Origin of the sequence: Flavobacterium sp. (assembly GCF_029242675.1) — a bacterium.
Classification (GTDB): domain Bacteria; phylum Bacteroidota; class Bacteroidia; order Flavobacteriales; family Flavobacteriaceae; genus Flavobacterium.
Genome location: NZ_JAQWTM010000426.1, coordinates 1 through 13,505, shown reverse-complemented (window position 1 = coordinate 13,505; position 13,505 = coordinate 1). Strand labels below are relative to the sequence as shown.

Sequence of the window (13,505 nt, the reverse complement as noted above, 5' to 3'; positions counted from 1 at the left end):
CTGCGCCAATGCTCGAGCGACCAATACTTTTTGTAACTGACCATCACTTATTTCATAATGTTTTTTAGAAGCCAAATGACTGATTTGAGTCAGCTCTAATGCCGCATTGATTTTGGTAGTATCTAAGTCTGATAAAGTGCCAATCCAGTTGGTGTACGGTTGGCGAGCTAGAGCCACTAGTTCAAAAACGGTCAGGTTGCTTGGCGGTAATTTTTCGGTTAAAACGATACTTAGATTTTGCGCGAGCTCTAAAGGCTGATAATCACTGATTTTTTTGTTATTCAACAAAACAGCGCCTTCTAGTGGTTTCTGAATTCCAGTAATCGTGCGCAACAAAGTCGATTTCCCTATTCCGTTTGCACCAATTAAAGCAATTAATTTGCCTGATTGCAGCTTTAAATCCAGATTTTTGGCAATAACGGTCTCATCAGTTTTGGTTTTGTAACCAATGCTGAGATTAGAAGTATATAGGATATCGTTAGTGTTACTCATTTTTATTTTACAGTTAAAAGAGGGACAAATTAGCCCATCATTTTGCGTTTTCGCACCAATAACCAAATCACGATTGGCGCACCAAGTAAGGATGTTATGGCATTTATGGGTAAGGTAATATCAAATCCAGGCATTTGTGAAACCACATCGCAAATAAGCATAATCGCCGCTCCGATGAGAAGCGTACTCCAATATAAAACCGAATGATTGCTGGTTTGGAATAGCAGTTTTGCAATATGAGGTACGGCCAAGCCAATAAAAGCAATGGGTCCCGCATAGGCGGTAATGCTTCCAGCAAGAATACTAGTGGCCAGGATAATGACGAATCGTGTTTTTTTGAAATTCAAGCCAAGGCTGCGGGCGTAATTTTCACCAAGCAGTAAGGCGTTCAACGGTTTGATACTAAACAAACTTAATAGCAATCCGATGAAAACAGAAACAGATAGAATACTTATGGATGTCCATGATAAATTACCAAGTGTTCCCATGGACCAAAAAGTGAATTTTTGCAATTGCTCCGCCGTGCTAAAATAAGTGAGTGTTCCTACAATGGCGCTAGTGAAACTCCCAAACATTAAACCTACAATAAGTATCGCCATTGTGTCTCTTAAACGGTGGGAAACCAGTAAAACTGCCAATAAAACAAAAGAGCTTCCTAAGGTGGAGGCAAGCACAATGCCGTAGGATGATAGCAAAATAGAACTGATAAATGCCGGCATAAATGCGGCTCCCAAAATAACAAAAGCAACTCCTAAACTCGCACCTGAACTGAGTCCTAACACATACGGTCCTGCTAATGGATTCCTAAATAAAGTTTGCATTAGCAAGCCACTTATCGAAAGTCCCATTCCTACTAACACTGCCGTAATAGCTTTGGGCAACCTATAATTAATGATGATGTATTCCCAAGTCGATTTACTCGCCTCCCCACCAGTTAAGCTGGTATAGACTTCCTTAAACGGAATCGTAATGGAACCCAAGCTAATGTTGATAAAAAACAGAGCAATTAGCCCTAAACCGAGTAAGGAAAATAGTAAAATATTTCGTTTTTTCTGGATCAATTTAGTTCAGTTTTTGTGCAAAGGTAAACGTATAGTTGGGAAGTAATTCAGGATGAAATATTTTGATATAATCTTTTAGAACTAAATCCGGACGGCTGGCTGCGGTTTCATAATAAATAGTTCCGCCAGTTGCACCTAATTTGCCTTCGAAAGTATAAACTTGCTTGGTTTTAAAAGCGTCAAACTGACTGTAGTGCGGGTTAATTGCATTCAATTCGGTTACTGTTTTATAAGGTCCCGAAGCAATCCAGTACTTGGCTGTTTTGGCTTTTTCGAGTACTTGCTCGAAAGAAAGACCAATGCTTCCGGTTCCAGGAACATTAGACCAAAGGTAATTGGCTTTGGCATCTTTCAAAAATTGTGCTACCCAACTGTTGGCTTTGGCCACATACCATTGGTCTTGGTACATGGAACCATATAAAACCGTTGCTGTTGGTTTTTTGGTCGCGACCACCGCTAGTGCATCCTTATAATTTTTTACAATGGCGTCATATTGCGTTTTAGCTTCTTTTTCTTTACCAAAAAGCGCTCCGTACAGTTTAATCCATTCAGCTTTACCAAGGGGAGATTGCTCCATCCAATCGGCTTGAATGAGCACTTTTAAACCGCTTTTGGTTAAATTGTCTAGTGTAGGATTATTGTTGTCAATAACAAAAGTCACAATAAGTTCAGGACTGCTATCGATCAACATTTCCATATTTAGTTTTTCGTTTTGACCAACATTTTTGACAGTTCCGTTGTCAATTAATTTTCTGGTTTTCACTGAAGAAATAAAGTCGGTATGCGGGAATCCAACAAGTTTATTTTCGACACCAAGCATTTCTAAATAAGGAATAATCGTGGTTGAGGTAACAACAATCGACTGCAAGGGCACTTGGATGGTATTGTATTTTTGTAAGCTATCAGGGACGGTAGCATTTTTTTCTTTAAGGATGTAGGTAAAGTCTTTTTCGGCATTAGGCCAGGGGTTGACTACTTTTACAATCGAATAACCATTTTGTTTGTAAATGGCTAAGCTTGTTGCGTATTCGATTTCATTTTTAGAAATTGAGTTGGTTTTGCTGTCGCTCTTTTCAGTTTTTTTACATGCGGTTAGCGTAAAAAAAACAAATACAAAAAGAATACGGTAGGAATAGATTTTCATGCTGCGATTTTAGAACTAGGACAAAGGTAGAAGAAAATACAAAAAATCTTGTTTATTTTTTGTTCAAAAAAAATCAACAAATGCTATCTTTACCAAATGAATGCCATAAAAGTGAAACATTGTTCTAGTTGCTCAACTCCTTTTGACTGCGGTGACACAACTGCCCAAAGTTGCTGGTGCAACAATTACCCACCTTTATTTGTGCCAACCACTGCTATTGATTGCCTTTGTCCTGCATGTTTTGCAGCAGCCAGTTCGGATAAAATTGATGATTATATAAATAGTTTAACTCCCGAAACGATTTTAGATAATAAAGTAACGGCATTACCAAAAGCCGCTCAATTAATTGAAGGGATTGATTATTATTTAGAAAACGGTAATTATGTTTTCAAACCTTTTTTTCATCTCAAGAGAGGCAATTGTTGCGGAAATGGATGTAGGCATTGTCCTTATTAATTTAGAAAAATAAATTCATGATATATTTAATTACAGGAGGCGAACGTTCAGGAAAAAGTAGTTATGCCGAAAATTTGGCTAAGGAACTAGCGGCTAAACCGATGTACGTTGCTACGGCGAGAAAATGGGATGCTGATTTTCAAAAAAGAATTGATCGCCACCAAAAAGACCGTGACGAACGCTGGGTAAATATCGAAAAAGAAAAGTACTTGAGTGAAATTGATTTTTCAGGAAATGTCGCAATCGTAGATTGTGTCACGTTGTGGTTGACGAATTTTTTTGTGGATACTAAAAATGATGTAGCCCTTTCCTTGGAACAAGCTAAGGCCGAATTTGACAAAATTGCAAATCAAGAAAATACAACCATTATAATCGTGACTAATGAAATAGGAATGGGTGTTCATGCTGATACATCTATTGGTCGAAAATTTACCGAATTGCAAGGTTGGATGAACCAATATATTGCCAAAAAAGCAGAAAAAGTAGTATTAATGGTTTCGGGAATTCCGGTAACGATAAAAGGGTAATTATGAATTTCTTGACTTCTTGGAGCGGTGGAAAAGACAGCTGTTACGCGATTATGCAGGCCGTTGATCAAGGCTTAGATCCGAAAGTGTTACTAAACATGATGAATGAAAACGGTAAAGTATCTCGTTCTCATGGACTACCGCTATCTATTTTAAACCAACAAGCTGAAAAAATGCAGTTGCCACTCGAAGGGATTCCGGCAACTTGGGGCGATTATGAAGCTAAGTTTATTAGTACTTTGAAAACGCTTAAAGCAAAATATACGCTTGATGCCGCAGTTTTTGGAGATATCGATTTGCAAGCGCACAAAGATTGGGAAGACAAAGTATGCGAAGCATCTGGTTTAAAAGCAGTTTTACCTTTGTGGCAGCAAGATCGGCTGACGTTAGTTAACGAAATGATCGATAAAGATATCGAAACGATGATTGTTTCTTGCAATACCACGATGGGCGAAGAATATTTAGGTTGCATTTTATCAAAAGAATTAGCAATTGAGTTACAACAAAAAGGGATCGATCCTTGTGGAGAGAACGGCGAGTTTCATACCTTGGTGCTTGATTGTCCGCTTTTTTCAGACCGAATTAAGCTCCCTCAATTTACAGCAACTACTTATCAGGATTATTGTTTTATAGTTTGGGAAGATTTTCGTTAGCAATAAACTCAAACTGAAATTTTAAATACACAACTGGATGACTTATTTAGATGAGATTTTACAAGCACGTCGCGATACCCGTCATTTTACGAATGAGGAAGTGCCCGATGCGGTAATCAACAAAGCATTGCAGGCGGGGCATTGGGCGCCATCTGTGGGTTTGACCGATGCTACAAAATATTATCTAATCAAGTCCGATGAAATAAAAAAAGCCGTTAAAGCATTGTTTGTAGAATACGACAATAAAGCCGCCAATCAAACGGACAACGAGCAACAAAAAGCAGCTTACAAAGCATTAAAACTAGAAGCAATCGAAGAGGCGCCCATTGGTTTGGTGATTTGCTACGATCGATCGGTTTTGAATAATTTTACCATTGGTACCGTTGGAAGTAACGAGGCGATTAAATTTAGTGCCGTTTGTGCTGCTCAAAACATTTGGCTTTCCTTGACCGAGCAAGGTTTTTCGATGGGTTGGATTTCGATTTTAAACTATTATCAATTCAAGCAATTATTAGGATTGCCCGAACATCTGGAACCGCTGGGGTATTTTTGCGTAGGCAAACCCGCCACTAATTATGACAACCAACCCATGTTGCAGCAACTGAATTGGAAACAAAAATCGGATGTTCCTTTTGTAACAGAAATAACAGAACCACAATATAAGGCTGAGACTATAACAGAATCGAAAGTGTCTCGATTACAAGAGATTTCAATTACCGACGCTCTGAAAGCAAAAATTGACAGTAAAACCAAACCAACAGGATCTTTAGGAATGCTGGAGGAATTAGCGCAACAAATAGGTGAAGTCTTTCAAACATTAAATCCAAAAATAATACAACCCAACTTAGTAGTTTTTGCTGCGGATCATGGTATTGCCAATCATGGTGTAAGCGCGTATCCGCAGGATGTAACCCGACAAATGGTGACTAATTTCCTTGAAGGTGGTGCGGCGATTAATGTTTTTTGTAAACAAAATAACATCAAATTATCTATTGTAGATGCGGGTGTGAATTATGATTTTGCTCCAAACACTAATTTGATTGCAGCGAAAGTTGGTAATGGGACGCAGTCCTTTTTGCATGTGCCTGCTATGAGTACAACCGAATTTAATTTGTGTTTTTCAAAAGGAAAGGCCGTTGTTGAAACTATTGCAAAAACGGGCAGTAATTGCATAGCTTTTGGTGAAATGGGCATTGGGAATACGTCGACAGCTTCGGTTTTGATGAGTATTACTACCCAAATTCCGCTTGAAAAATGTATCGGATTAGGAACTGGTGTAAGCAATGCAAGATTAAAAGAGAAACATAAAATACTGCAAAAAGCAGTAGATAATTATTCAGGTTCCGATAAGCTAGAGGATAAGCTGGCTTACTTTGGTGGATTCGAAATACTACAAATGGCATCGGGCATGTTGACGGCCTATGAAAACAATATGCTGATTCTCGTAGACGGTTTCATATGTAGTGTAGCTTTTTTGATTGCGCATCAAATGAATCCTGAAATTATCAAGAACGCTATTTTTTGTCATTGCTCAGCGGAGCAAGCCCATGTAAAAATATTGGAATTCTTAAAAGTGAAACCTATTTTGCAACTAGGATTACGCTTGGGTGAAGGCACGGGTTGTGCTCTTGCTTTTCCAATTATACAATCAGCTGTAGATTTTTTGAACGAGATGGCCAGTTTTGAAAGTGCCAACATTGCTGCTAAATTGCAGTAAATTGCAGTCATTTGGTATGGTTTATCACTCTCGAGATTCTTTGGCTACAGCCAAATTAATGCTTACATCTTAATACAATTATGAAAAAAGAACTCCATATATTTTTTACTGCTTTAATGTTTTACACTCGGATTCCTTGTCCTAAAAACATTGACCACAATCCTGATTATTTAAACAAGGCATCGCGCTATTTTCCTTTGATTGGTTGGATAGTAGGAGGGATTGCATTTGTAGTTTTTAGCTTTTTTCAATTTTTAATGACGCCTGAGCTTGCAGTGATTATCGCTATGATTGCCTCCGTATTGGTGACAGGTGCTTTTCATGAAGACGGTTTTGCCGATGTTTGTGATGGTTTTGGTGGTGGCTGGACCAAAGCGAAAATCCTCCTGATTATGAAAGATAGCGCCATTGGAGCTTATGGAGCGATAGGTGTCGTGCTATTATTTTTATTAAAATACCAAACCTTATCTTTTTTGGTTTCGAAATCAGATGCACTGACATTTCAAGGGCATTTAATGGTTTTTTTATTATTTATTTCGGGCCATTCTTTGAGCCGATTTGCAGCAATTTCAATTGTTTTTACGCATGAGTATTCGCGAGAAGACGCTACAAGCAAAAGCAAACCTATAGCGCAAAATTTTTCTTGGCGAGAAGTCGTTGGCGCTTTCTTTTTTGGCCTATTGCCATTGCTTTTTTTGATGTGTTTTCAATGGCAATTGATCTTGGTACTGCTACCTATTTTCGTGGGTCGGTTTTTCTTATCGCGCTATTTTCAAAAGTGGATTGACGGTTATACAGGAGATTGTCTAGGCGCAACGCAGCAAGTATGTGAAGTTTTATTTTATTTATCAGTTATAGTGATATGGAAGTTTATTTAGTACGCCACACCGAAACAGTTTGTGAAAAAGGAATCTGTTACGGGCAATCGGATGTTGCCATTTTAGAACCTTTTCTAGATTTATTCGAATCCATCAAAAAGCAACTTCCGGAGGATGCAATCGTATATTCGAGTCCATTAGACCGTTGTTCACAATTGGCTCGTTATATTTCGAAAGATCTAATTACGGATTCCCGCTTAATGGAAATGAATTTTGGTGACTGGGAACTTAAAAGGTGGGATGAAATCCCTTCTGATGACATTACGCCTTGGATGAATGATTTTGTTAATGTAGCTGTGCCAAACGGAGAATCATTTGTGCAATTACACCATCGCGTACTAGATTTTTTAAATAAAGAAATTGAAACAGCTAGTTCAAGACCGGTAGTAATTGTTGCTCATGCTGGTGTTATTCGAAGTATTCTTTGTGAAATTTCAGGCTTACCATTAAAGGATGCTTTTACGAACAAAGTTGATTTTGGATCCGTACTAAAGGTCGAATTATAGTCTTTATTTTGACCTATAATAAATGTTAGTTTTCTTCTAATTATATGTTATATTTGCCGCCGTATTGAGGTTGCTGTTTTATGATTATAAAATAGCATTAAAAGGGAATTAGGTGAAATAATACCGAGAGCTACTTTTTGATTGTACTAAATCAAAACGAGTGTATCTAAATTTTTAAATCCTAAGCTGTACCCGCAACTGTAAGCTAATACGCTTGTTTTTATCTACAAAACCATTGTTCGTTTCGGCGGATGAGAAGGTCAACAACAAGACGCAAGCCAGGAGACCTGCCTACTACATCGAGTATCAAACTTTCGGGAAAAAAGGTTTGGGTATGGGTCATTCTATGCTTTTCTCCCATTTATTAGTCATGTAACAGATCATAAACTGTTGCTAAATTTAACAAAATGAACAAAAAAATCGTTCGTATCAGTGCGCTATGTCTATTAGTGAGCGCTTGTACATTTGCGCAAAAAAAAGGAATCGTACTTCCTGTTTCCAATGAATTGGATGAAGTGGTGATTACCGACTCTAAATTTGCTTTGCCTAAGGAGAAATCAGGTAAAGTAATTATTAAAATTACTGCCGAAGACTTAAAGAAAAGGCCAGGGCAATCCGTAGCTGCCGTATTGAGTACTGTTGCTGGTGTTGAAATCAATGGAAATCAGAGTAGAAACGGAAAAGATCTAGGTCTGTATATCAGGGGTGGAAGAGGACATCAAGTTTTAATTCTAGTAGATGGCGTTCCTGTTACTGATGCTTCAGGGATTAACTTGTCTTACGATTTACGCTTGTTAGCTGTGGATCAAGTTGAGAGTATCGAAATCATGAAAGGCGCTGCTAGTACATTATATGGTTCAGGTGCTGCGACAGGAGTGATTAACATTACTTTGAAAAAAGCGGATAAAAAAGCAATTGCAGGAAACGTTTATTTAAACATGGGAACGCAAGGTGTTGCTAAAGAAAATAGTACCAAGATAAACGACTATAATCAAGGTTTCTCTTTCAATGGGAAGTCGGATAAGTTTAATTATTTTGCAGCTGTAAATAGTACGGAAACAACCGGTATTTCTGAAGCAAAACCTGCCGCAAAAAACGTTGTATTTGAGCAAGATGCTTTTTCGAGAGTAAATTCAATTATAAAGTTTGGTTTTACACCTAATAAAAAACTGTCTCTCGATTTTTTTACTAGCTATGATAAATTAAAAAATGAATTTGATAGCGGATCATTTGCGGATAATAAAGAAAATTTTTCAACCTCAGAGCAATATCGTATTGGTTTTTCACCAAAGTACAAGTACAATGGCGGAGAAGTTGTACTGAACTCAAGTGCAAGTTCAATTGATCGCGAATTATTTAATTTTGGTAGCTTTTCGTACTACAAATCTCGAAATGTAAATGCCGATCTATTCAATAAGTACACTATTATTCCAGAATTATTTATCGTAACCGGAACGCAGTTTCAGTTTTATGAAATGTCAAATAAAAGTGATTATGCCTACATACCGGAAACTTTAGCTAAGTTTACGATGTTTGATCCTTATGCAACTGTGGTGTACAATGCTGAATCAGGTTTCAACCTTAATGCTGGTGCACGTTATACGATGCATAGTAAATTTGGGAATAACCTAGTTTATAATGTAAACCCTTCCTTCCAGCTTTCGACTTTGCCTTTAAAGTTAGTTGCATCGTATAGCACTGCATTTGTTGCACCTAGTTTGTATCAACTGTACTCTGAATATGGTGACTTAAATTTGGCGCCTGAGAAAGATGCTACTGTCGAATTTGGTTTTGAAGCTCGATTGCTTAATAAGAGAGTAACGGTAACTTCCATTGCATTTTTTAGAGAAGAAACGGATGCTATTGGTTTTGATTTAACTTCGTATCAATATTTTAATGTTTTAGGGAAAAATAAAGCAAGAGGTGTAGAGACTACTTTACTTTTCGATTTAAATAGTAAAATTCGTTTCAACGCCAATTATACTTTTACTGATTTAGAAAGACAATCTCGTATTTTGAATCCAAAAAATAAAGTAAATGCCGGAATTGATTTTCAAGCAACCGAAAGACTAGCGTTTAGTGCAACCTACCAATTTGTTTCAGATAGATATACGGAATACACAACCTACCCAGCTCCTGCGTTTAACCCTGTTTTAAATTCAGAAATTCTAAAAAATTATCAATTGGTTAATGCAAACATTCGATACGTATTGATCAAAAACAGAATGAATATTTTTGCATCTGCTGATAATATATTAGATAAAGACTTTGTTGAGGCAAGAGGTTTTAGTACTAGAGGTCGCAACTTTAAAGTAGGATTAAATATTAGTTTGTAATAGTTAAGTAGTAGTCATAAAAAAAGCTTTGTTTCTTGAAACAAAGCTTTTTTTGATATAGGGTAATCACGAATTAATAATTAGGTAGAATTAAATTCAAAAGCTTCTTTGTGAGTCGCTGTTAGTAATTTGATTCAGAAACAAACTTAAAAAAATATATACATAAAAGTCTTAAAATTATATTAATTTTTTACTAGGAACTAGAACGAATACGAATTCTGCCGATTTTTACGCGACTATACTACTTAAAAAAAAGAATGACAATTTGACATTTTTAAAGATTTGGCAGTACTTTTGCCATCCAAAGGAAAGTGCAAAAATGAAGTTTAAGAATATATTTAAAAATACAAGTAATATGGCTGCTGAAAATACAGAAATCGATCAAAATTTAGAAGAGGTAACGATTGAAAATAACACAACTGAAGAGCAAGTTGCTGTTGAGGAATTAACTGTGGAAGAGCAATTAGCAAAGGACTTAGCACAGGAAAAAGACAAGTTCTTACGATTGTTTGCTGAGTTTGAAAATTATAAAAGACGTACTACTAAAGAGCGCATTGAATTGTTTAAAACAGCAAATCAAGAGGTTTTATTAGCAATGTTGCCAGTATTAGATGATTTCGATAGAGCCATTGTTGAGATAGCTAAATCTGAAGATGAGGTGATGACTAAAGGGGTTGAGCTAATTCACGAAAAACTAAAAAATACTTTAGTAGCTAAAGGATTGGAAGTAGTTGATGTAAAAGCTGGTGATGCATTTGATGCTGATTTTGCTGAAGCAATAACTCAAATTCCTGCACCTAACGATAAAATGAAAGGTAAAATTGTAGATGTTCTTGAAAAAGGATACAAATTAGGAGAAAAGATTATTCGTTTCCCTAAAGTAGTAATCGGACAATAGTTTGCAAGAGAAGCATGTAAATAGTGCAACTTATCAAAAGAAAAAATTAAAATGAAAAAAGATTTTTACGAGATATTAGGTATTGCTAAAGGTGCAGATGCTGCAGCCATTAAAAAAGCCTACAGAAAAAAAGCGTTAGAATATCACCCTGACAAAAATCCTGGAGACAAAGCGGCAGAAGAAAAATTTAAGGAAGCTGCTGAAGCTTACGAGATTTTAAGTGACGCAAGCAAAAAAGCCAAGTACGATCAATACGGACATCAAGCTTTTGATGGTTCCGGTGGTTTTGGCGGTGGTGGTCATGGAGGTATGAACATGGACGATATCTTTAGCCAATTTGGAGATATTTTCGGTAGCGCCTTTGGTGGCGGTGGCGGATTTGGAGGCGGTGGTGGAGGCCAACGTCGTACTAAAGGGAGTAACCTACGTATCAAAGTAAAATTAACACTGGAAGAAATTGCTAACGGTGTTGAGAAAAAAGTAAAAGTAAAACGCAAAGTACAAGCCGCTGGCGTATCGTATAAAACCTGTGGGACTTGTAATGGACAAGGTCAGGTAATGCGTGTAACGAATACCATTTTAGGTAGAATGCAATCAGCTTCTACTTGCCCTACTTGCGGTGGTTCAGGTCAAATTTTGGATAAAAAACCAAGTGAAGCTGATTCACAAGGAATGATTCTTGAAGATGAAACGGTTTCAATTAAAATTCCAGCAGGAGTTGTTGACGGAATGCAGTTAAAAGTTTCTAATAAAGGAAATGATGCACCTGGAAATAGCGTTCCTGGAGATTTAATCGTTGCTATTGAAGAGCTTGAGCACGAGTTTTTAAAGCGTGAAGGTGAAAATTTACACTATGACTTATACATCAGTTTCGCTGAAGCTGTTTTAGGAGTTTCCAAAGATATCGATGCGATCAACGGTAAGGTGAGAATCAAACTAGAAGAAGGTATTCAATCTGGAAAAATCCTAAGACTGAAAGGTAAAGGGATTCCAAGCATCAACGGTTATGGTAACGGAGACTTACTTGTTCACGTTAATGTATGGACTCCAAAAACGTTGAATAAAGAGCAAAAACAATTTTTCGAGAAAAACATGACGGATGATAACTTTGTGCCAAATCCTGAAAAATCAGATAAATCCTTTTTTGAAAAAGTAAAAGATATGTTCTCGTAGATTACTTAAACTACAGGAATTAATAATAGCATACCAACCCATCTTCAACCAATAAGAAGATGGGTTTTTTATGTAACAAGTGGTCCCAATTCCATACTAATTATTTACTTTTACAACAGTTAAGTTGTAGCAGTTCAACTCGCCCAGTAAATTCAAAAATACAGCATGAATAACTTATTAGAAGTAAATAAAGTAGTCAAGCAATACGGTGATTACGTAGCGCTTAACGAAGTGTCATTATCTGTTCCTCAAGGTAGTATTTATGGGCTTTTAGGTCCCAATGGTGCCGGAAAAACTTCCCTCATTCGAATTATAAACCAAATTACAATGCCTGATAGTGGTACCATCGTCTTAGATGGTGAAAAACTACAACCCAAACACGTGCAATACATTGGTTACCTACCCGAAGAAAGAGGGTTGTACAATAGTATGAAAGTTGGAGAGCAATGTTTGTATTTGGCTCAAATGAAAGGATTGTCCAAAGCCGAGGCTAAAAAACAATTGGAATATTGGTTTGACCGACTCGGAATTCAAGGCTGGTGGAATAAAAAAATTCAAGAACTTTCGAAAGGAATGGCTCAAAAAATTCAATTTGTCGTTTGTGTTTTGCACAAGCCTAAATTATTGATTTTTGATGAACCTTTCTCGGGTTTTGATCCGGTAAATGCTAATGTAATCAAGGACGAAATTTTAGCCTTGCGTGACCAAGGAGCAACCATCATATTCTCAACACACCGCATGGAAAGTGTAGAGGAATTGTGCGATCATATTGCTTTGATTCACAAATCGAATAAGTTAATCGAAGGAAAACTTGATGATGTCAAACGACAGTTCAAAACCAATAGTTTTGAAGTAGGGATTTTATCCGATAATGTCGAAGGATTAATGTATGATATCACCCAAAAATTTACCGTTAGTCCGGCTCATTTCAAATCCTTGAATAAGGAGTTAAAACTTGAAATTCAATTAGGGAATGCCATGCCTAACGAGTTGATACATCTTTTAACGCAGCGTGGACAGGTTACTCATTTTGTCGAAAAAATACCAAGTGTAAATGATATTTTCATACAAACCGTACAGGAAAAATAAACGCTAAATTTAATAAGTCCAATTATTTAATTCAGCTTTGGATTTCATACTTCAAAAAACAACATTATGAGTATAATAGCATTAATCATAAAAAGAGAATTTATTGCCAAGGTGCGTAATAAATCTTTTATCGTCATGACTTTTTTAAGTCCGCTTTTATTTGTGGCAATCGCGGCATTTGTAGGTTATTTGAGTTCTATGAAAGCGGATACGAAGCAAATAGCCATTCACGATGCATCGGGATTATTTGTTAAAAATTTTACTGCTCAAAACAGTAAAAAAGGCGAAAATAAATACGTCGATTTATCAGGAATTGACACACAAATATTAAAAGATAGTATCGTAACAGAGTCATACGATGGTTTATTAGTGATTCCTGCGGCGACTGCTATGAATGATTTCGAAACTAAAATTCAGTTTGTCTCAAACAGCAGTCCTAGTATTTCTTTTATTGAAAATGTACAAGATGTGATTGCTACAAAGATCACAAACATCAATCTTGAAAATGCACATTTAGATACTTTAGCCATCCAAAAAGCACAATCAAAAGTCAATATCAGTTTAACTAAAGCAAC

General features: G+C 36.7%; 14 protein-coding genes and 1 riboswitch. Of the genes, 11 read left to right on the top strand and 3 right to left on the bottom strand.

The features are described 5' to 3' along the window. The 3 genes from P8M54_RS15640 to P8M54_RS15630 all read right to left on the bottom strand — a co-directional run. Positions 1–492: ABC transporter ATP-binding protein (locus P8M54_RS15640; RefSeq protein ID WP_300288967.1), on the bottom strand; the 492-nt coding region annotated here is incomplete at its 3' end. Positions 493–521: 29 nt separating this feature from the next. Beyond that, entirely contained in the window at positions 522–1,553 is a 1,032-nt protein-coding gene (locus tag P8M54_RS15635) for an iron ABC transporter permease (RefSeq protein WP_300288966.1), read from the bottom strand. A 1-nt stretch (position 1,554) separates the two neighbouring features. After that, positions 1,555–2,697, bottom strand: a complete 1,143-nt coding sequence (locus P8M54_RS15630) for an ABC transporter substrate-binding protein (protein WP_300288965.1) — start codon at positions 2,695–2,697, stop codon at positions 1,555–1,557. 96 nt (positions 2,698–2,793) lie between these two features. On the opposite strand from P8M54_RS15630, the gene P8M54_RS15625 reads away from it, so the two are divergent. The 11 genes from P8M54_RS15625 to P8M54_RS15575 form a co-directional block, all read left to right on the top strand. Then, positions 2,794–3,153: a DUF5522 domain-containing protein gene (locus tag P8M54_RS15625; protein ID WP_300288964.1), complete on the top strand. Its 360-nt coding sequence runs from the start codon at positions 2,794–2,796 to the stop codon at positions 3,151–3,153. 17 nt (positions 3,154–3,170) lie between these two features. Further along, complete coding sequence (gene cobU / locus P8M54_RS15620) at positions 3,171–3,680, top strand: bifunctional adenosylcobinamide kinase/adenosylcobinamide-phosphate guanylyltransferase (protein WP_300288963.1); 510 nt, start codon at positions 3,171–3,173, stop codon at positions 3,678–3,680. 2 nt (positions 3,681–3,682) lie between these two features. Further along, positions 3,683–4,333: a diphthine--ammonia ligase gene (locus P8M54_RS15615; protein ID WP_300288962.1), complete on the top strand. Its 651-nt coding sequence runs from the start codon at positions 3,683–3,685 to the stop codon at positions 4,331–4,333. A 37-nt stretch (positions 4,334–4,370) separates the two neighbouring features. Continuing rightward, positions 4,371–6,050 (top strand): nicotinate-nucleotide--dimethylbenzimidazole phosphoribosyltransferase, encoded by a 1,680-nt coding sequence (gene cobT / locus P8M54_RS15610; RefSeq protein WP_300288960.1) that lies wholly within the window; start codon positions 4,371–4,373, stop codon positions 6,048–6,050. An 80-nt stretch (positions 6,051–6,130) separates the two neighbouring features. Then, the gene (locus P8M54_RS15605; RefSeq protein WP_300288959.1) at positions 6,131–6,928 is read left to right on the top strand and encodes an adenosylcobinamide-GDP ribazoletransferase; all 798 of its coding nucleotides are present in this window, start codon (positions 6,131–6,133) and stop codon (positions 6,926–6,928) included. After that, positions 6,913–7,434 (top strand): alpha-ribazole phosphatase, encoded by a 522-nt coding sequence (cobC, locus tag P8M54_RS15600; protein ID WP_300288958.1) that lies wholly within the window; start codon positions 6,913–6,915, stop codon positions 7,432–7,434. Before P8M54_RS15605 ends, cobC begins: the two co-directional genes overlap by 16 nt. A gap of 50 nt (positions 7,435–7,484) precedes the next feature. After that, positions 7,485–7,744: riboswitch (cobalamin riboswitch) on the top strand. Positions 7,745–7,841: 97 nt separating this feature from the next. Beyond that, positions 7,842–9,770, top strand: coding sequence for a TonB-dependent receptor plug domain-containing protein (locus tag P8M54_RS15595; protein ID WP_300288957.1), 1,929 nt, complete (start codon positions 7,842–7,844; stop codon positions 9,768–9,770). Positions 9,771–10,089: 319 nt separating this feature from the next. Continuing rightward, positions 10,090–10,668, top strand: coding sequence for a nucleotide exchange factor GrpE (locus tag P8M54_RS15590; RefSeq protein WP_300288956.1), 579 nt, complete (start codon positions 10,090–10,092; stop codon positions 10,666–10,668). A gap of 51 nt (positions 10,669–10,719) precedes the next feature. Then, on the top strand, positions 10,720–11,841 hold the full coding sequence (gene dnaJ / locus P8M54_RS15585) for a molecular chaperone DnaJ (RefSeq protein WP_300288955.1): 1,122 nt from the start codon (positions 10,720–10,722) through the stop codon (positions 11,839–11,841). A gap of 165 nt (positions 11,842–12,006) precedes the next feature. Further along, positions 12,007–12,930, top strand: coding sequence for an ATP-binding cassette domain-containing protein (locus P8M54_RS15580; protein WP_300288954.1), 924 nt, complete (start codon positions 12,007–12,009; stop codon positions 12,928–12,930). A 66-nt stretch (positions 12,931–12,996) separates the two neighbouring features. Beyond that, on the top strand, positions 12,997–13,505 hold a 509-nt coding region (locus tag P8M54_RS15575), incomplete at its 3' end, for an ABC transporter permease (RefSeq protein ID WP_300288952.1).

Excerpts from the sequence above, each read along its gene's own strand:
- P8M54_RS15630 (WP_300288965.1), bottom strand. The coding sequence starts at position 2,697 with ATGAAAATCTATTCCTACCGTATTCTTTTTGTATTTGTTTTTTTTACG.
- P8M54_RS15625 (WP_300288964.1), top strand. The coding sequence starts at position 2,794 with ATGAATGCCATAAAAGTGAAACATTGTTCTAGTTGCTCAACTCCTTTT.
- cobU (WP_300288963.1), top strand. The coding sequence starts at position 3,171 with ATGATATATTTAATTACAGGAGGCGAACGTTCAGGAAAAAGTAGTTAT.
- P8M54_RS15615 (WP_300288962.1), top strand. The coding sequence starts at position 3,683 with ATGAATTTCTTGACTTCTTGGAGCGGTGGAAAAGACAGCTGTTACGCG.
- cobT (WP_300288960.1), top strand. The coding sequence starts at position 4,371 with ATGACTTATTTAGATGAGATTTTACAAGCACGTCGCGATACCCGTCAT.
- P8M54_RS15605 (WP_300288959.1), top strand. The coding sequence starts at position 6,131 with ATGAAAAAAGAACTCCATATATTTTTTACTGCTTTAATGTTTTACACT.
- cobC (WP_300288958.1), top strand. The coding sequence starts at position 6,913 with ATGGAAGTTTATTTAGTACGCCACACCGAAACAGTTTGTGAAAAAGGA.
- P8M54_RS15595 (WP_300288957.1), top strand. The coding sequence starts at position 7,842 with ATGAACAAAAAAATCGTTCGTATCAGTGCGCTATGTCTATTAGTGAGC.
- P8M54_RS15590 (WP_300288956.1), top strand. The coding sequence starts at position 10,090 with ATGAAGTTTAAGAATATATTTAAAAATACAAGTAATATGGCTGCTGAA.
- dnaJ (WP_300288955.1), top strand. The coding sequence starts at position 10,720 with ATGAAAAAAGATTTTTACGAGATATTAGGTATTGCTAAAGGTGCAGAT.
- P8M54_RS15580 (WP_300288954.1), top strand. The coding sequence starts at position 12,007 with ATGAATAACTTATTAGAAGTAAATAAAGTAGTCAAGCAATACGGTGAT.